The 16,465-nt window shown below is 68.4% G+C and carries 18 protein-coding genes; 9 read left to right on the forward strand and 9 right to left on the reverse strand.

Annotation, left to right across the window (positions count from 1 at the left end; all coding sequences use genetic code 11):
* Positions 1-11 precede the first annotated feature (11 nt).
* Genes OM513_RS02465 through OM513_RS02490 form a run of 6 tightly spaced genes read left to right on the forward strand, consistent with a single transcriptional unit; the run spans position 12 to position 5,769 of the window.
* Positions 12-269: a DUF6489 family protein gene (locus tag OM513_RS02465; protein WP_264942554.1), complete on the forward strand. Its 258-nt coding sequence runs from the start codon at positions 12-14 to the stop codon at positions 267-269.
* Between the two features lie 5 nt (positions 270-274).
* Positions 275-1,561 (forward strand): tRNA uridine-5-carboxymethylaminomethyl(34) synthesis GTPase MnmE, encoded by a 1,287-nt coding sequence (gene mnmE, locus OM513_RS02470; protein WP_264942555.1) that lies wholly within the window; start codon positions 275-277, stop codon positions 1,559-1,561.
* A 56-nt stretch (positions 1,562-1,617) separates the two neighbouring features.
* Positions 1,618-3,450, forward strand: a complete 1,833-nt coding sequence (gene mnmG, locus OM513_RS02475) for a tRNA uridine-5-carboxymethylaminomethyl(34) synthesis enzyme MnmG (RefSeq protein WP_264942556.1) — start codon at positions 1,618-1,620, stop codon at positions 3,448-3,450.
* On the forward strand, positions 3,447-4,073 hold the full coding sequence (rsmG, locus tag OM513_RS02480) for a 16S rRNA (guanine(527)-N(7))-methyltransferase RsmG (RefSeq protein WP_264942557.1): 627 nt from the start codon (positions 3,447-3,449) through the stop codon (positions 4,071-4,073). Before mnmG ends, rsmG begins: the two co-directional genes overlap by 4 nt.
* Entirely contained in the window at positions 4,070-4,852 is a 783-nt protein-coding gene (locus OM513_RS02485; RefSeq protein ID WP_264942558.1) for a ParA family protein, read from the forward strand. The genes rsmG and OM513_RS02485 overlap by 4 nt, the downstream gene beginning before the upstream one ends.
* A complete protein-coding gene (locus OM513_RS02490; protein ID WP_264942559.1) occupies positions 4,849-5,769 on the forward strand; it encodes a ParB/RepB/Spo0J family partition protein in 921 nt (306 codons plus the stop codon). The genes OM513_RS02485 and OM513_RS02490 overlap by 4 nt, the downstream gene beginning before the upstream one ends.
* 36 nt (positions 5,770-5,805) lie before the next feature.
* Here OM513_RS02490 and holA read toward each other — a convergent pair whose 3' ends face one another.
* From holA to OM513_RS02510, 4 genes are all read right to left on the reverse strand, one after another.
* Positions 5,806-6,828 carry a DNA polymerase III subunit delta gene (holA, locus tag OM513_RS02495; protein WP_264942560.1) on the reverse strand — a complete coding sequence of 341 codons (1,023 nt, stop codon included), beginning with the start codon at positions 6,826-6,828 and terminating at the stop codon, positions 5,806-5,808.
* Positions 6,825-7,286, reverse strand: coding sequence for an LPS assembly lipoprotein LptE (lptE, locus tag OM513_RS02500; RefSeq protein ID WP_264942561.1), 462 nt, complete (start codon positions 7,284-7,286; stop codon positions 6,825-6,827). Before lptE ends, holA begins: the two co-directional genes overlap by 4 nt.
* A 35-nt stretch (positions 7,287-7,321) precedes the next feature.
* A complete protein-coding gene (leuS, locus tag OM513_RS02505; protein WP_264942562.1) occupies positions 7,322-9,874 on the reverse strand; it encodes a leucine--tRNA ligase in 2,553 nt (850 codons plus the stop codon).
* A gap of 120 nt (positions 9,875-9,994) precedes the next feature.
* Complete coding sequence (locus tag OM513_RS02510; RefSeq protein WP_264942563.1) at positions 9,995-10,432, reverse strand: DUF3576 domain-containing protein; 438 nt, start codon at positions 10,430-10,432, stop codon at positions 9,995-9,997.
* 196 nt (positions 10,433-10,628) lie between these two features.
* Here OM513_RS02510 and OM513_RS02515 point away from each other — a divergent pair, with 196 nt between their 5' ends.
* On the forward strand, positions 10,629-11,348 hold the full coding sequence (locus OM513_RS02515) for a hypothetical protein (RefSeq protein ID WP_264942564.1): 720 nt from the start codon (positions 10,629-10,631) through the stop codon (positions 11,346-11,348).
* Between the two features lie 72 nt (positions 11,349-11,420).
* Here the strand turns inward: OM513_RS02515 and OM513_RS02520 are convergent, their stop codons facing one another.
* Complete coding sequence (locus OM513_RS02520) at positions 11,421-11,951, reverse strand: thiamine phosphate synthase (RefSeq protein ID WP_264942565.1); 531 nt, start codon at positions 11,949-11,951, stop codon at positions 11,421-11,423.
* Between the two features lie 22 nt (positions 11,952-11,973).
* Between OM513_RS02520 and OM513_RS02525 the strand changes: the two genes are divergently transcribed.
* Both OM513_RS02525 and OM513_RS02530 read left to right on the forward strand, forming a co-directional pair.
* Positions 11,974-12,642: a YggS family pyridoxal phosphate-dependent enzyme gene (locus tag OM513_RS02525; protein WP_264942566.1), complete on the forward strand. Its 669-nt coding sequence runs from the start codon at positions 11,974-11,976 to the stop codon at positions 12,640-12,642.
* Positions 12,639-13,319 carry an HAD family hydrolase gene (locus OM513_RS02530; RefSeq protein ID WP_264942567.1) on the forward strand — a complete coding sequence of 227 codons (681 nt, stop codon included), beginning with the start codon at positions 12,639-12,641 and terminating at the stop codon, positions 13,317-13,319. The genes OM513_RS02525 and OM513_RS02530 overlap by 4 nt, the downstream gene beginning before the upstream one ends.
* 1 nt (position 13,320) lies before the next feature.
* On the opposite strand, the gene OM513_RS02535 is transcribed toward OM513_RS02530, so the two are convergent.
* From OM513_RS02535 to OM513_RS02550, 4 genes are all read right to left on the reverse strand, one after another.
* Positions 13,321-13,767: a hypothetical protein gene (locus OM513_RS02535; RefSeq protein ID WP_264942568.1), complete on the reverse strand. Its 447-nt coding sequence runs from the start codon at positions 13,765-13,767 to the stop codon at positions 13,321-13,323.
* Entirely contained in the window at positions 13,767-14,804 is a 1,038-nt protein-coding gene (ribA, locus tag OM513_RS02540) for a GTP cyclohydrolase II (RefSeq protein ID WP_264942569.1), read from the reverse strand. The genes OM513_RS02535 and ribA overlap by 1 nt, the downstream gene beginning before the upstream one ends.
* On the reverse strand, positions 14,801-15,583 hold the full coding sequence (locus OM513_RS02545) for an exodeoxyribonuclease III (RefSeq protein WP_264942570.1): 783 nt from the start codon (positions 15,581-15,583) through the stop codon (positions 14,801-14,803). Before OM513_RS02545 ends, ribA begins: the two co-directional genes overlap by 4 nt.
* Before the next feature lie 262 nt (positions 15,584-15,845).
* Positions 15,846-16,445 carry a LolA family protein gene (locus OM513_RS02550; RefSeq protein WP_380916261.1) on the reverse strand — a complete coding sequence of 200 codons (600 nt, stop codon included), beginning with the start codon at positions 16,443-16,445 and terminating at the stop codon, positions 15,846-15,848.
* Positions 16,446-16,465: the final 20 nt, after the last annotated feature.

Genomic DNA, 16,465 nt, shown 5'->3' on the forward strand with positions numbered 1-16,465 from the left:
GAGAAGCGGCCATGAAGATCAACGTCGAAGTCGATTGCACGCCCGAGGAGGCACGACGCGCGATCGGGCTGCCGGATCTGACGCCCATCCATGATCGCTACATGACGATGATGATGGAAGCTATTGAAAAACAAGGAAATCCTGAGGCAGCACTTGACGCCATGATGCGTAGCTGGGGTCCCATGGGTGAGGCGGGGCTCAGTTTCTGGCGCGGCATGTTCGAATCCGCGACGGGGACGGGGGGCAAGGGAAGCAAATCCTCCTCCTGATCGCGATGGATACGATCTTCGCGCTTTCCAGCGGCGCCCCGCCGGCCGCAGTCGCGGTGATGCGCCTGAGCGGTCCGCGAGCTTTCGATTCCGTGCGCCTGTTGGCGGGCGGGTTACCCAAGGCGCGGCACGCCGCGCTGCGCGTTCTTCGCGATCCTGCCGGCGGCGGTGAGCTCGATCGCGCGCTGGTGCTGCTCTTTCCGGGACCGGCCACCGCGACCGGCGAGGACCTGGCCGAGCTGCACCTTCACGGCGGCCGCGCCGTCGTCCGTGCGGTGGAGCGGGTTCTGGCGGGGTTGCCTGGCTTGCGCCTTGCGGAGCCGGGCGAGTTCACCCGCCGCGCGCTGGCGCATGGCCGGATCGATCTGAGCGAGGCGGAGGGGCTCGGCGATCTGCTGATGGCCGAGACGGAGGGCCAGCGGCGCCTGGCGATGCGATCGGCCGAGGGAGCGGTGCGCCGCGCCGTGGAGGGATGGACCGAGCGGCTGCTCGGCATCTCTGCGTCGGCGGAGGCGGTGCTCGACCATTCCGACGAGGACGACGTGGACGAAGGCGCGATCCTCGCCAGGATCCGCGCCGCCGCGGTGGAGCTGGGTGCCGAGATCGGCGCGGTCGCGGCGCGGCCGCCGGTCGAGCGCATGCGCGACGGTATCCGGGTGGTTCTCGCCGGGCCGCCCAATGCGGGCAAGTCGACGCTGCTCAATGCGCTCGCGGAGCGCGATGCCGCGATCGTCTCGCCTCAGGCCGGAACCACGCGGGACCGGATCGAGGCGCCCGTGATCCGCGGCGGCATCGCGTGGCTGCTTACGGATACCGCGGGCCTGGCCGGGGATACCGGCGACGCGATCGAGGCGATCGGCATCGCGCGGGCGCGTGAAGCGATCGATGGCGCTGACCTGCTGCTCTGGCTTGGCGACGATCCGCCGCCCGCACATCCGCACACTATATGGATCCATGCACGGGCCGATGCGGAGGGGCGGGGACCGGTTGCGGCCAAGGACATCCCCGTTTCCGTACATAGCGGTTTCGGGGTCGAAGCGCTCTGGGAGCGAATGGCGGAGGTGGCATCCGCGCTTATCCCGCCACCCGACATGTTCGCGCTCAACATGCGGCAGCGCGGCCTGGCAGAGGCGGCGGCCGAATCGCTCGCCGGGGCAGCGATGGAGGCCGATCTTCTGCTGGTGGCGGAGCGGCTTCGCGCCGCGCGCCGGGCGTTCGACGCGATAACTGGCAGGGCGGGGACGGAGGCGATGCTCGACGCGCTGTTCGCGCGCTTCTGCATCGGCAAATAGCCGGTTCCACGTGGAACGGCTTTGACGCGCGCGTGCGGGAGGACTAGCCGCCGCGCATGGACTTCGACGTTATCGTCATCGGCGGCGGTCATGCCGGGACGGAGGCGGCGGCAGCGGCCGCGCGCCGCGGCGCCCGCACCGCGCTGGTCAGCTTCGATCTCGCCGTGCTCGGCGCCATGTCGTGCAACCCTGCGATAGGCGGCCTCGGCAAGGGCCATCTGGTGCGCGAGGTGGACGCCTTTGACGGGCTGATCGCGCGGGCGGCGGACGCGGCGGCGATCCACTATCGGATGCTCAATCGATCGAAGGGCACCGCGGTTCAGGGCCCGCGCGTCCAGGCGGACCGGAAACGCTATGCTGCAGCCATCCAGGCGATGCTCGCCGCGCAGGAGAATCTGACGCTGATCGCGGGTGAAGCGGCAGCTCTGGAGATGGCGGGCGAGCGGCTGACGGGTGTGACGCTCGCGGACGGAACCCGACTGGGTGCGGCCGCGGTGGTGCTGGCGACCGGCACGTTCCTCGGCGGCCGGATATTCCGGGGGGAGGAGCGTCTTGAGGGCGGGCGAATCGGCGAGGCGGCGGCGCACCGGATCGCGGCGCAGCTTCGCGCGCTCGGCCTTCCGATGTCGCGCCTCAAGACGGGAACGCCGCCGCGCCTGGACGGGCGAACCATCGACTGGGCACGGCTGGATCAGCAGCCGAGCGATGACGACCCCTGGACGATGTCGCCGCTCACAATTGGCCGCACGCTTCCGCAGCTCCATTGCGCGGTGACCCGGACCAACCGGCGGACCCATGACGCCATCCGCAGCGGTCTTGACCGGTCGCCGCTCTTCAGCGGGGCGATCGATGCGCAGGGGCCGCGCTATTGCCCTTCGATCGAGGACAAGATCCATCGCTTCGGCGATCGCGACGGACACCAGATATTCCTGGAACCGGAGGGGCTGTGTACCCATCTGGTCTATCCCAACGGCATGTCGACCTCGCTGCCGGTGGACGTGCAGGAGGCGATGGTAGCCTCTGTTCCGGGACTGGAGCGTGCGGCGATCGTCACGCCCGGCTACGCCGTGGAATATGATCATATCGATCCCCGCGCGCTCGATATGCGGCTGGCGTTACCCGGTATCGACGGCGTGTTCTGCGCGGGGCAGATCAACGGGACGACGGGATATGAAGAGGCGGCGGCGCAGGGGCTCGTCGCCGGGCTGAACGCAGCGGCCCATGCCCTGGGGATTGCGCCGCTCGCGCTAGATCGTGCGACCAGCTATCTCGCCGTGATGGTCGACGATCTGGTGCTGCAAGGGGTTACCGAGCCCTATCGGATGCTCACCGCGCGCGCCGAATACCGGCTGCGTCTGAGGGCGGACAATGCGGTCAGCCGGCTGGGGCCGGCCGCCCGCGCGCTAGGGTGCCTGCGGCCGGAGCGTAGCGCCTGGATGGCGCGGCGGGAGGAGGCTCTGGCAGAGCTGGACGCGGCGTTCGATCATATGGTGACGGCAAGCGAATTGCGCGGCCGTGGCGCGGCGGTGGCTCAGGATGGCGCCCGCCGGGCCGCGCGGGAATGGCTGCGCTTTGCAGGGGTGGAGCCAGGGCATCTGGCGCCCGGACTCGTCGCTGAACGGGGATTGCTGGCGGAGTATGTCGAGGACGCCCGCTACGCTCCCTATCTAGAGCGGCAGGATGGGGAGGTGGCCGAACTGCGCGGCAACGATGCGGTGCGGCTGCGGCCCGAACTGGATTATGCGGCCATTCCGGGCCTCTCGAACGAGATGGTGGAACGGCTCTCGGCCGCTCGTCCGGAGACGCTTGGGGCTGCTTCACGGCTGCGCGGGATCACTCCGGCGGCGCTCTCGGCGATCCTGCTCCATGCCCGGAGGCCCGCCGCATGACCGAGGAAGAGGCACGCCAATGGGTGCGGGAGCGCTTCGGTGTTCCACGTGAAACCATGTTGCAGCGGTTCGCGGCGCTGCTAGCGGCGGAGAATAAGCGCCAGAATCTGATCGCCGCTTCGACGATTCCGGTGATCTGGGGCCGCCATCTGGTCGATTCCGCCCAGCTTCTCCCCCTCGCTCGCGATGCCGGCGAGGGGGTCTGGGTCGATGTGGGCAGCGGGCCTGGGCTTCCGGGGATGGTTATTGCGCTGCTGGATGAAACCCGCCCTGTGGTCCTGGTCGAGCCTCGTGCCCGACGGATCGATTTCCTCCGGCAGGCGGCGGAGGAACTGGGGCTCTCTTCCCGGGTCACTCTCGTGGCCGACAAGGTCGAGCGCTGGCAGCCAGCCCGCCCCGCGGCCGTCATTTCGGCGCGCGCGGTTGCGGCATTGCCCTCGCTCTTCCACTCCACAGCGCATTGCACAGATTCATCCACAGTCTGGGTGCTGCCAAAAGGCCGGAACGCGCAATCGGAGGTAGCAGAGGCGCGCCGCGCGTGGCAGGGTGCGTTTCACGTGGAACCAAGCATCACCGATGCGGATTCGGGCATCGTGGTCGCGCAAGGGGTACGTGCTCGATGATCTGCATCGCGATTGCGAACCAAAAGGGTGGGGTGGGCAAGACCACCACCGCGATCAACGTCGGGACGGCGCTGGCGGCGATCGGGCGGCGGGTGCTGCTGATCGACTTTGATCCGCAGGGCAACGCCTCCACCGGGCTTGGCATCTCGCGGGCCGAACGGGAGCATTCGAGCTACGACCTGCTGGTCGGGGATTCCGATCTCGTCGATGTCGCCATCCCAACGCGCGTTCCGGGGCTCGATATCGTTCCGGCGACGCAGGATCTGTCGGGCGCGGAGATCGAGCTGATCGAGTTCGAGGCGCGGACACACCGGCTCGACGCGGCGCTGGCGCGTGACCGGGGGACGCGCTGGGACGTTGTGCTGATCGATTGCCCGCCGTCGCTGGGCCTGCTCACGATCAACGCGATGGTCGCCTCGGACGCCCTGCTCGTGCCACTGCAATGCGAGTTCTTCGCGCTTGAGGGGCTCAGCCAGCTCCTCAACACGGTCGAGCGCATTCGCAGCCGCTTCAATCCCGGGCTTTCGATCCTCGGCGTGGTGCTCACCATGTATGATCGGCGGAACCGGCTGACCGACCAGGTGTCGGACGATGTGCGCGCCGTGCTGGGGCAGGTGGTGTTCGAAACGGTGATCCCGCGCAACGTGCGCCTATCCGAGGCGCCGAGCCACGGCGTACCGGCGCTGATCTATGACCACCGCTGCTCCGGCTCCGAAGCCTATATCGCGCTCGCCCGTGAGGTGATCGAGCGTCTGAACAAATACAAGAAGGCCGCATGAACGATACGACCGCCGCATCCCCGGCCGCGCCCGCGCCGTCCGCTTCCCGCAAGCCGAAGCCGGGGCTGGGCAGGGGGCTCAGCGCCCTGCTGGGCGACAACGTCCGTGAGGAGCCGGTCAGCGGCTCGCCGGAGGCGAACTCGGGGATCCGGATGCTGCCGGTCAGCGCGCTAAGCCCGCACCCGGGCCAGCCGCGCCGTCATTTCGATGAGGAGGCGCTCGACGAGCTGGCGCGCTCGATCGCCGCGCGCGGGCTGATCCAGCCGATCTTCGTCCGCCCGCATGGCAAGGGCTATCAGATCGTCGCGGGCGAGCGGCGCTGGCGTGCGGCCCAGCGCGCGCGGCTGCACGAGGTGCCCGTCGTCGTCCGCGAACTGAGCGACGTCGAGACGCTCGAGATCGCGCTGATCGAGAATATCCAGCGGCAGGACCTCAACGCGATTGAGGAGGCCGAGGGCTATGCGCGGCTGATCTCCGAATTCGGACACACCCAGGAGGTGTTGGGCAAGATCGTCCACAAGTCGCGCAGCCATGTCGCGAATCTGCTCCGGTTGCTCGAACTGCCGGCAGTGGTTCGCGAAATGGTGATGGAGGGCGCGCTCGACATGGGCCACGCCCGCGCGCTGGTTGGTGCGCCGGAGGCGGAGAAGCTTGCGCGCCAGGTGGTCGAGAAGGGGCTGTCGGTTCGCGATACCGAGAAGCTCGCGCGCGAGGCCAAGCCGGCGGGCGGCAGGCGCAAGGGGCCAGGTACGGTGCGCGACGCCGATATCGAAGCGCTGGAAAATCACCTGGGCGACGTGCTGGGGCTCCATGTGCGGATCGCGCATGGGCCGAAGGGCGGCACGCTTACGCTGACCTATTCGACGCTCGACCAGCTCGACATGGTCTGCCAGCGGTTGAGCGGCGAGCGAATCTGAAATCGGACTGGCGGTACTGCTATGGTTGCCGGGGTTTCAGCCGCGTGCGCGCGCCGCGGCGCGTGCGATTGCGACGCATTCGGCGTCGGCCGTCACCTCGCCCGCGCTCGCGGAGCGCATCAGCCCGCGCTCGGCCTCGCGCACCCGTTCGATCGCACGCGCGAGGTTGCTGGCGTTCCAGCGGCGTAGCGCGCGCGTGGTCGCGGGCTTTTCTCGGAAGAATATTCTATGTTTTTCAATAGTTTCGTCGATGGATAGACCCTTGTCGACGTCTGCGCGAAGCTCCGCGAGCGTCACCAGGCGGCGCGCGAGCTGACGCAGCAGCGGAATTCCGCCAATTCCGGCCTCGTCCAGCCGCGCGAGCGCCTCGCCGATATCGGCCACCCGCCCGTCGAGCACCGCTTCGATCGCATCGCTGGTCTCGGCGTCGCTCAGGTCCGCGCCGATCGCATCGAGCGCGCGCCCGTCGGCATCGCGCGGACGTTCTGGCGCGGCGTCGAGATAGAGCGCAAGCTTCTCGATCTCGCGGGTCAGGATCGCGCGATCGCCGCCGCATCCTGTCGCCAGCCGCTGCGGCACGTCGCCTGACAGGCGCAGGCCATGTTCGCGCGCGATCATCGTCGCCAGCCGCGAAACCTCGATTCCTTCCGGCAGATAGCAGGCGAAGGACATCGCGGAGGGCGCAGCGATCGCCAGCTTGACCAGCTTGCCGCTCGCCTTGAGCCCCGGGCCGATCGCCACCACGGGATTGCCGCCGCGTTCGGCATTGAGCAGCAGCGACACCGCCTCCGCCGCCGATTCGTCCACGCCGCGCACGCGAATCAGCCGGGCGCCGCCGAACAGGGACATCGAAGCGGCTTCGTCTGCAAGCCGTCCGGGCGATTCGCGCAGTGCCTTGGGCTCGATGTCGATCTTCTCCAGCTCCGGCCCCAGGGCACGGGCGAGCCGTGCCGCCAGTTCTTCCGCACCCGCCTCATCGGGGCCGTGGAGCAGGTAGAGCCGGGTCGCCGGGTTGGGCGCGTCCAGCGCTGAGCGGATCTGCGCCGCGCTGGCCTTCACTTGCTGGTCTGGGCGAACCGGGCGACCCGCGCGACGATCTGGTCCGCGACATTGCCCGAAAGCCGCTCGAGCGCGGTCCGCTCGGCGGCGATGGTCGCATATTCGGATCCGACCACGTCGATGCCGGCATCCGATCCCGCCGTGGCGTCCAGCACCACCGCGCCGGTGGTCAGATCGATCAACTGGTATCGCGCGCGCAGCGTGCGGCGTTCGCGCGCGACCGAATCGTCGCGGCGCACGCCCAGGCCGGCGATCTGGTCGTCCAGCTTCACCTCAAGGCGATAGCGCGCACCGCCGCTCGCGCCGGTCAGCCGGTCGCGCAGCGCGTTGCCGACCAGCCAGCCCGACTGGCCGTCGATCGGGGCGACCTCGATCGCGGCGAAGGTCGACTGCACCGGGCCATCGGCCCCGCCGCCGTACAAAGGGCTCAGCCCGCAGCCGGGCAGCGCGACGGCCATTGCGATCGCCGCGGCGGTTCGGATCGCGCCGGGTTTCATGCGACGATGTTCACCAGCCGGTCGGGCACGACGATCACCTTCTTGGGCGCCTTTCCATCCAAGGTCCGGACGACATTGTCCGCGGCCAGCGCGGCCGCCTCCAGCACATCCTTAGCCGAACCCTTGGGCATCACCAACGTATGACGCAGCTTGCCGTTCACCTGGACTGCGATCGTCACCTCGTCGTCGACCAGCAGCGCGGGGTCCACCTCGGGCCAGGGCGCGTCGGCGATCAGGCCTTCGCCGCCCATCGCCGCCCAGGCCTCCTCGGCCAGGTGCGGGACCATCGGCGCGGCGATTCGCGCCAGCGTGCGGACCGCCGCGGTCCGCGAGGCGGAGGGCTGGGCGCGTTCGATCGCGTTGACCAGCTCATACAGCTTGGCCACCGCCTTATTGAACGACAGCGCCTCGATATCCTGCGCCACGCCGGCGATGGCGCGATGGAGCTTCTTGTCGAGATCCTTGTCGGCGCCCTCCGCGTCCGCGCACTCGGCCAGCCCGTCGAACAGGCGCCACAGCCGCTGGACGAAGCGCCAGGCGCCCTCGATCCCGCTCTCGCTCCATTCCAGGTCGCGCTCGGGCGGCGAATCGGAAAGCATGAACCATCGCACCGCGTCCGCGCCATATTGGTCGACGATCTCGGTCGGATCGACGGTGTTCTTCTTCGATTTCGACATCTTCTCGACGCGGCCGACGATCACATCCTCGTCGGTGCCGGTCAGGAATGCCGTGCCGTCGCCGCGGCGCGCGATCTGCGAGGGCTCGAAGTAGAGCTTGCGCTCCACGCCCTCGGCGCTTTCCTCGATCTGGTAATAGCTGGCGTGCGTCACCATGCCCTGGGTGAACAGCCCCGCGAAGGGCTCGGTCACGTCGATCATGCCCATGTGGTTGAGCGCGCGCGTCCAGAAGCGCGCGTAGAGCAGGTGCAGGATCGCATGCTCCACGCCGCCGATATACTGGCCGACGGGCAGCCATTGTTCGGCGATCGCCTTGTCGAACGGCTTGTCCTTGGGCTGGCTGGCGAAGCGGATGAAGTACCAGCTCGAATCGACGAAGGTGTCGAGCGTGTCGGTTTCGCGCCGCGCGGGCTTTCCGCACTTGGGGCAATCGACATGCTTCCACGTCGCATGCCGGTCCAGCGGATTGCCGGGCACGTCGAAGCTTACGTCCTGCGGCAGTTCGATCGGCAGCGATTCGCGCGGTGCGGGAACGACGCCGCAGCCCTCGCAGTGGATCATCGGGATCGGTGTGCCCCAATAGCGCTGGCGGCTGACGCCCCAGTCGCGCAGGCGCCATACGGTGGTGCCCGTGCCCCATCCGCCGGCTTCGGCGCGGGTGATCACCGCGCGCTTGGCGTCGGGCACGTCCATCCCGTCGAGGAAATGGCTGTTCACCAGCGTGCCGGGGCCGGTGTAGGCCTCCGCATCGTGGAATTCGGGTGCGGTCTTGTCGCCTTCGGAGACGACGCGGCGGATCGGCAGGCCGTATTTGCTGGCGAACTCGAAATCGCGCTGATCGTGCGCGGGCACGCCGAACACGGCGCCGGTGCCATAGTCCATCAGCACGAAATTGGCGATGTACACCGGCAATTGCCAATTGGAATCAAAGGGATGGCTGGCGCGGATGCCGGTGTCGAGGCCCAGCTTCTCCTGCGTCTCGATTTCGGCGGCGCTGGTGCCGCCGGCCTTGCACAGTTCGACGAAGGCCGCGACCTCGGGATCGGCCGCCGCCAGCGCCTGGGCGATCGGGTGGTCCGCCGCGATCGCGACGAAGCTCGATCCGAAGATCGTGTCCGGCCGCGTGGTGAAGACCTCCACCTCGTCCGCGCCGGCGGTTTCGCCGTTCAGCTTGAACCGGAACTGCAGCCCTTCGGACTTGCCGATCCAGTTCTCCTGCATCAGCTTCACCTTGTCGGGCCAATGCTCCAGGCCGTTCAGCCCTTCCAGCAGGTCGTCGGCGAATTGGGTGATCTTCAGGAACCACTGGCTCAGCTTGCGCCGCTCCACCAGCGCGCCGGATCGCCAGCCGCGCCCGTCGATCACCTGCTCGTTGGCGAGCACGGTCATGTCGACCGGGTCCCAGTTGACCGCCGATTCCTTGCGATAGACCAGGCCCGATTCGTACAGGTCCAGGAACAGCGCCTGTTCCTGGCCGTAGTAATCGGGTTCGCACGTCGCCAGCTCGCGCGTCCAGTCCAGCGCGAAGCCTAGGCGCTTGAGCTGCGCCTTCATCGTCGCGATATTTTCCAGCGTCCATCCGCGTGGATGGACCTTCTTTTCCATCGCGGCATTCTCGGCCGGCATGCCGAAGGCGTCCCAGCCCATCGGGTGCAGTACCTCGAACCCGCGCATCCGGCGGAAGCGTGCCAGCACGTCGCCCATGGTGTAGTTGCGGACATGGCCCATGTGGATGCGCCCCGAAGGATAGGGGAACATCTCCAGCACATAGGATTTTGGCTTGGGCGACGAATCGTCGGCGGCGAAGGTGCGGCGATCGTCCCACACCTTCTGCCAATGGGCATCGGCCTTCAGCGCGTTGAAACGCGACAAGTTTCTGTTCCTTCGGAAGAGTCAGCGCCAACGCGCTTCCGCACCCCGCCGCCGGTCGGGCGATGCCGCCGGGCGGCCGGATGCGGGAGCGGGCTGGCGCTTCCCAGAATCAAACCCGCATCAATCCTCGGCGATCGCGGCGCGGCGCAGGTCTCGGGCGCGCGTCAGGATGATGTCCTCGATCTTCTGAACCGTCGCCGCCTGCATCGGCAGCTCGACCCACTGGCCGTTCTGGTTCACCTGGCGCAGGCCGGAGACGCGCAGCGCATCGGCGCGAAGGTCGCGGTCCAGGATCGAAACAGTGAACTTCACCCGTTCGTTCGGCGAATTGGGGTTCGCGTACCAATCGGTGATGATCACGCCGCCGTTCGAATCGGATTGCAGCAGCGGCATCATGCTCAGCGTATCCAGGCTGGCACGCCACAGATAGGAATTGACGCCGATCGTCGTCACCTGCGCGGCGGCGATATCGGCGTTCGGCCGCTCGCGCCCGCCGAAGCACGCGGCGAGGGGAAGAAGAAGCGACCCCAGGATCGCGGTGCGCAACAGGCGGTTCATCAAGACGTTCCTAACATGATCAGCAAGGATTGGCTAAGCGCGTGGCGCATCTATAGAAGCTGATGTGGCGGGAGCAAGGCGAGTCGCGCGCGAGCCGTTATGTGGGTCCGGTGCAACACTGGGGCAAGAAAATGGCCCCAGGTGATAAACCGGGGTTCCGAATCGCAGTGTTCGGGGCCATGTGAGAGGGATGGCAATGCGGAACAAGCGTTGGATGGCGGGAATCTCGCTCGCGGCGGTCGGCGCTGCGGCGATGCTCGTCGCCCCTTCGCTCCGCGCGCAGGATAGCGCGCTGTCCCGCGTCAACTCGCGCATTTCCGGCGATCCGGCCGCGGCGGTGGGTTTCTTCACCCCGGCAGCCGCCGATGCCAAGCTCGCCGCCGTGCTTGCGCGCAGCGAGCCGCAGCGCGGCAGCTATCGTTTCACCCCTTCCGAATCGCGCCCGGGCAGCACCCGCGCGGTGACGGTGGCGGTTCGCGCGATCTCCAGCCGCGGCGTGCGCGGGGCGGAGCGCGGTTCGATCTCCTCGACTCCGTCGATCAGCGTCGTGCCGATCACCTATAATCTCGGCACGTCGGTCGGCTGGAAGCGCTTTGCCGTATCCGGTGATCTGGCCAAGACCGATATTGCCGGCCTGCCCGCGGCGAGCGATCGTCCGCTCACCTATTCGGGCAAGCGCAGCGGCTCCAGCAACCGTCTGCGTGGCACCGGGGAGCGCGCTCAGGGGCCGGCCACCGCGCTGATCGGCGACAATGCGAGCAGCTCGATCGACGTCGGCGGCTCGCTCTCGCTGACCCGCAACCTCGATCTCACCGCCGGCATGCGCTACAAGACCGATCGGGATCGCCTGCCGCGCTTCTCCGACGATCGCCAGGATAGCCAGGCGGTCTATGTGGGCACCGCGATCCGCTTCTGACGCGCTGGCGCGTCGCCATCTTCGCAGCCGCTGATTCGCTCGTCCGGCCCGATTCGGGCGGGTTTCGCCGAATCAGCCGCCGGTCCAGGCATCGATCGCTGCCCAGCCATGGATGTTCAGCGCGCGCAGCCCCCGTGCGTTCGCCGCATTCATCCCGCCCAGCGCGATTACCGGCGTTCCGGTCTCGCGGATGACCTGCCCCAGCCCCACGCGCCCCAGCGTGCGTGCCCCCGGATGCGAACGGGTGGGGTAGACGGGGGACACCAGCAGCAGGTCAGCGCCCGCGCGGACCGCGGCGATCGCCTCGCGCCGGTCATGCGCCGGGAAGCTGCGCAGCCCGCGGCTGCGCTCGCGCCGGCCGTGGGTGCCCATTTCGCCGCGCATCGGCATGCCTCCCGCGCGCAGCAGCACCAGCCGCCGCCGCCGCGCCGTACGCAGAACCCGTGCGAACAGCGCCCGCCGTTCGGCTGGCGGCAGCGCATAGTGGCGGAATATCACGCCCGCGCCGCGCGGCAGCCGCTCCAGCACGTCCCACAGCCGTTCGCCCATCCGCTCGTCGGTCATCAGCCACAGGCGGGGCAAGGGGGGGTGGCGGCGCTGCATCGCCGCCCTTATAGCGGCGCCCATGCTTTCAGACGATGCCAGCACGAGGATCGCCACGGTCCGCGACCGGATTGCGCGCGCCGCACGGCTTGCCGGCCGCAAGCCCGATTCCGTCACGCTCGTTGCGATCTCCAAGACGCATGATGCGCCGGCGATCCGCCCGCTGATCGCCGCCGGCCAGCGCGTGTTCGGCGAGAATCGCGTGCAAGAGGCCGCCGCCAAATGGCCCGCGCTGCGTGACGAGACCCCCGGAATCGAGCTGCATCTGGTCGGCCAGCTCCAGTCGAACAAGGCCGAGGACGCGGTGCGCCTGTTCGACGCGATCCACTCGGTCGATCGGCCGTCGCTGGTCGCGGTGCTTGGCCGGGCGATGGACAAGGCGGGCCGTCGCCCCGCCTGCTTCGTGCAGGTGAAGCTGGACGATGAACCGCAGAAGGGCGGATGCACCCCTGCGGACCTGCCCGCGTTGCTGGCGGAGGCGCGGGCCGCCGCGCTGCCGGTGGCCGGGCTGATGTGCGTGCCCCCTGCGGGGCTGGAGCCCGCGCCCTGGTTCGCGCTGCTCGCCAAGCTGGCGCGCGACCACGGGCTCGACGAGCTCAGCATGGGGATGTCCGGCGACTATGAAACCGCGGTAACGCTGGGCGCCACGCATGTCCGCGTCGGCACCGCACTGTTCGGCGAGCGCGGATGAGCGCGCCGATCGCGGTCCGCTTCGATGCGATCCTGTTCGATTTCGACGGGGTGCTGCTGGAGAGCGAATATGCCGGCAACGCACAGATCGCCGAATATCTCACCGGCATCGGGCACCCCACCACGCCCGAGGAGTCGATGAACAACTTCATGGGGTTGGCGGGCGCCGACTTCCTAGGCGCGATCGAGGCGTGGATCGGCCGCGCGATCCCGGACGATTTCCACGAAGCCCGCGCGATCGAGGACCGGCGCGCGATCGAGGAGGGGCTGGCCGAGGTTGCCGGGGCGATCGCGTTCGTCCGGGCGCTTCCGCCTGCTTTGCCGCGTGCCATCACCTCGTCCAGCTCGGTACACTGGATCGAGACGCATCTGGCGCACATGGGCATTCGCGATGCCTTTGGCGGCCGGATCTTCTCGGGCCGCGAGCATGTGGCGCGCGGCAAGCCGGCGCCCGACGTCTATCTGCTCGCGGCGCAGACGCTGGGGGTGGATATCGCGCGCTGCGTCATCCTGGAGGATTCTCCGGTAGGCGTCACCGGTGCGGTGGCCTCGGGCGCGCATGTCATCGGGCTGTGCGCGGGCATGCACTGCGGGCTGGGCCATGCCGATCGGCTGCGGGCGCTGGGCGTGACCGAGATCGCGCATGACTTCGCGGAGGTCGCCCGGCTGCTGGCGTGACTCAGCGCGGCTCGCGCGCCTCCCGGTGCAGCATGAAGTCGCGCAGCGCGACCGCGTCGTGCAGTGCGTTGTGGGGAACCGTGCTCAGTGCCGCCGCGTCGAAGCCGAAGGCGTCGCACAGCTCGAAGCGCACGTGACTGACGTCATGGCGCCGCCCCGGCCCCGCGACCAGCGCCATCGCGGCGTGGGCGATGTCTTCGGGCCAGTCGGCGATCAGCAGAGGATCGGGATCGGACGCCAGATATTCGGCCAGCCGCCGTCCCAGCTCGAATCGCTCGACCGGCGTGGTGTGGAGCACCGGCAGCACATGTTCGGATACCCAGGGCGTCGGATCGGCACAGCCGGTGGACTCGTAGAAGGGCGCCAGCCCGGGGGCCTCCGGAACCAGCGCCAGCGATATCATCGGGCCGCAGAAGCCGTTGTATTCGGCATCCACGAAATAGCGCATCAGAGCTGGTGCCCCGTCCGGTCGCGCTTGGTGGCGAGATAGCGTTCGTTGTGCGGATTGGGCGGTAGCTTGTGCGGCACGCGCTCCGCCACCGCCACACCTGCGGCCTCCAGTCCGGCCACCTTGTCGGGATTGTTGGTCAGCAGCCGCACGCGCGGCTGGCCGAGCAGCTTCAGCATCTGCGCGGCGACGGCGAAGTTGCGCGCATCGACCGCGAAGCCCAGCCGCGTGTTGGCGTCCACCGTGTCGAAGCCCTGATCCTGCAGCGCATAGGCGCGCAGCTTGTTGATCAGCCCGATGCCGCGCCCCTCCTGCCGCAGATAGAGCAGGATGCCCCATCCGCCCGCGCGGATTGCGGCGATGGCGGCGTCGAGCTGCGGCCCGCAATCGCACTTCAGGCTGCCCAGCACGTCGCCGGTCAGGCACTCGCTGTGCAGCCGGACGAGCGGGGGATTGCCGTTGGGCTGCCCGATCAGCAGCGCGACATGCTCCTGCCCGCCGTCGTCCGAACGGAATGCGGCGATCTCGGCATCCTCGGCGGCGGCCACCGGCAGCCGCGCGCGCGACGCCAGCCGCAGCCGTGCGGCGTCCTCATGCGCGGCGATGTCTTCTGCCGTCAGTCCCGGGGCGGCGCCGGGCAATGCGAAGAAGGCGGGCAACAGACCGGCGATCCGGGCAAGCTGGAGCGCGGCTGCCGCGGCCCCCGCGTCCGCGATCGGCAGCGCGTGGAACGGCCCCTTCATCGGCGTGGCGAGATCGAGTTGCGGATCGGCGAGCGCGGTGGCGGTGTCGAAATCGAGCCATGGCGTGCGCGCGACCAGCACCGGGCCGTCCGCCGCGTCCTTCTGATTGGTCAGTTTCAGCGTCGCCGCGCGGCCCGCCGAGATCAACAACGGCGCGCTCGAATCGGGATCGAACGCCATCAGCCGCGCGGGATCGGCGGTCTCGACGGGCAACAGCGCCAGCGTGCCGACCGTCACCGGCCAGCCCCGCCGCAGCGCATCGATCGCCCGGGCCGTGGCGTGCGGATCGGTCAAAAATCGAACTCGGTGACGATGGGAACATGGTCCGAAGGCTTGATCCAGCTCCGGCACGGCTCATGGACGCGATGCGCGGTGGCGGCCCTCGCCACCTCGGGGCTCGCCCACATATGGTCCAGCCGCCGCCCGCGATCCGATGCCTCCCAGTCCTTCGCGCGATAGCTCCACCAGGTATAGTAGCGCTCCGGCGCGGCGATGAAGCTGCGGCCCAGGTCCACCCAGCCGTGCGCCGCCTGCAATCCGCCCAGCGCCGCCACCTCGACGGGGGTGTGGCTGACTACGTCGAGCAGCGCCTTGTGGTTCCACACGTCGCATTCCAGCGGGGCGATGTTGAAGTCGCCGGTCAGGATCGCCGGTCCGCGCAGCGACTCGGACCAGCGCGTCATCCGTTCGATGAAATCCAGCTTCTGGCCGAACTTGGGGTTCAGCTCCCGGTCCGGGATGTCGCCGCCCGCGGGTACATAGACATTCTCCAGCCGCACGCCATTGGGCAGCCGCACGCCCAGGTGGCGGGCCTCTCCGTTTGCCTGCCAGTCAAGCCGGTCGTCCTCCACCAGCGGCACCTTGGAAAGGATGGCCACGCCATGGTGCATGCGCTGGCCGTTGATGAAGTTGTGCCGGTATCCCAGCGCCTCGAACGGGGCGTGGGGGAAATCGGGGTCGATCACCTTGGTTTCCTGAAGACACAGGATGTCGGGCGCCTGCTCGCGCAGGAACTGCTCGACGATGCCGATGCGGAAACGGACGGAGTTGATGTTCCAGGAAGCGATCTTCATCGCCGTGCGATGTAGCGCTTTTGCGCCGCCGTGCCAGCCTGCGGACCCCGGCTTTGCGCCCGAAAAAGGAAAGGCCCTCGCTCCGGGGGCAATGGAGCGAGGGCCGACCTAGCGTTCGTCACGCAGGCGGGAAACGAGATCCTGGGCAACAGGGGGAAAATCCCAGGTACGCCTCGTGTCCGCACCTACTGTTCTAGTCGGATAAAGCTGTCGCCAACATGAACGGCGTTCAGGCGGGTGCAGAAATGTGCAGGCCCGCGCTTCAGGGCCGGCCGCCGCGCCGCGGATCGGCCCAGCGGAACGCGCCATCGGCCACGGCGACGTTGAACTTCTGGTTCGAAAGCCGGATCTGCGTGCGGTTGTTCTGCGAATCGAGCGCCACCCAGCCCTGGAGCATCAGCCCGCCCGGCGCCGCGGCGTTGCGATGGAAGATCATCGTGATGCGGCCATATTCGGGATGCGCCGGATCATGCACCTCGATCGAAAGCACGCGCGGATCGCGGGTGGGCAGCGATTTGGCGAATTTGGTGATGTCGCGCTTCGGGTTCAGCAGCACGGCCAGCGGCGAATTTCCGATCGGCCAGCGCTGCACCTGCTTCACCTGATAATCGACGAAGTAGAGCGAGCTGCCGTCCGCGACGATAAGCTGGGGCACGCCCTTCTGATATTGGAAGCGGATCTTGCCCGGACGCTTCAGCGTCATCGTGCCGGTCACGGTGCGGTCCAGCCGGTCGGTCTGGCTGAAGGAGGCGGTCATGCTGCTCACCGATTGCAGATGCGTCTGCACCAGCGCGAGCTCTCCGGCCGGCGCGGCGGAAACCAGGGCCGGGGCGGCAAGGGCGAGAGGAAGGGCGGCGGTCAGGCGAAACACAGGAATCTCCG

This window comes from Sphingomonas canadensis, assembly GCF_026013525.1.
Lineage (GTDB): Bacteria > Pseudomonadota > Alphaproteobacteria > Sphingomonadales > Sphingomonadaceae > Sphingomonas > Sphingomonas canadensis.

Bases quoted from the DNA above. Each gene is read 5' to 3' on its own strand.
- OM513_RS02510 (WP_264942563.1), bottom strand. From the start codon at position 10,432: ATGAACCGCCTGTTGCGCACCGCGATCCTGGGGTCGCTTCTTCTTCCC.
- OM513_RS02490 (WP_264942559.1), top strand. From the start codon at position 4,849: ATGAACGATACGACCGCCGCATCCCCGGCCGCGCCCGCGCCGTCCGCT.
- rsmG (WP_264942557.1), top strand. From the start codon at position 3,447: ATGACCGAGGAAGAGGCACGCCAATGGGTGCGGGAGCGCTTCGGTGTT.
- OM513_RS02515 (WP_264942564.1), top strand. From the start codon at position 10,629: ATGCGGAACAAGCGTTGGATGGCGGGAATCTCGCTCGCGGCGGTCGGC.
- OM513_RS02530 (WP_264942567.1), top strand. From the start codon at position 12,639: ATGAGCGCGCCGATCGCGGTCCGCTTCGATGCGATCCTGTTCGATTTC.
- OM513_RS02545 (WP_264942570.1), bottom strand. From the start codon at position 15,583: ATGAAGATCGCTTCCTGGAACATCAACTCCGTCCGTTTCCGCATCGGC.
- OM513_RS02465 (WP_264942554.1), top strand. From the start codon at position 12: ATGAAGATCAACGTCGAAGTCGATTGCACGCCCGAGGAGGCACGACGC.
- mnmG (WP_264942556.1), top strand. From the start codon at position 1,618: ATGGACTTCGACGTTATCGTCATCGGCGGCGGTCATGCCGGGACGGAG.
- mnmE (WP_264942555.1), top strand. From the start codon at position 275: ATGGATACGATCTTCGCGCTTTCCAGCGGCGCCCCGCCGGCCGCAGTC.
- OM513_RS02485 (WP_264942558.1), top strand. From the start codon at position 4,070: ATGATCTGCATCGCGATTGCGAACCAAAAGGGTGGGGTGGGCAAGACC.
- lptE (WP_264942561.1), bottom strand. From the start codon at position 7,286: ATGGCCGTCGCGCTGCCCGGCTGCGGGCTGAGCCCTTTGTACGGCGGC.
- OM513_RS02535 (WP_264942568.1), bottom strand. From the start codon at position 13,767: ATGCGCTATTTCGTGGATGCCGAATACAACGGCTTCTGCGGCCCGATG.
- OM513_RS02520 (WP_264942565.1), bottom strand. From the start codon at position 11,951: ATGCAGCGCCGCCACCCCCCCTTGCCCCGCCTGTGGCTGATGACCGAC.
- OM513_RS02525 (WP_264942566.1), top strand. From the start codon at position 11,974: ATGCTTTCAGACGATGCCAGCACGAGGATCGCCACGGTCCGCGACCGG.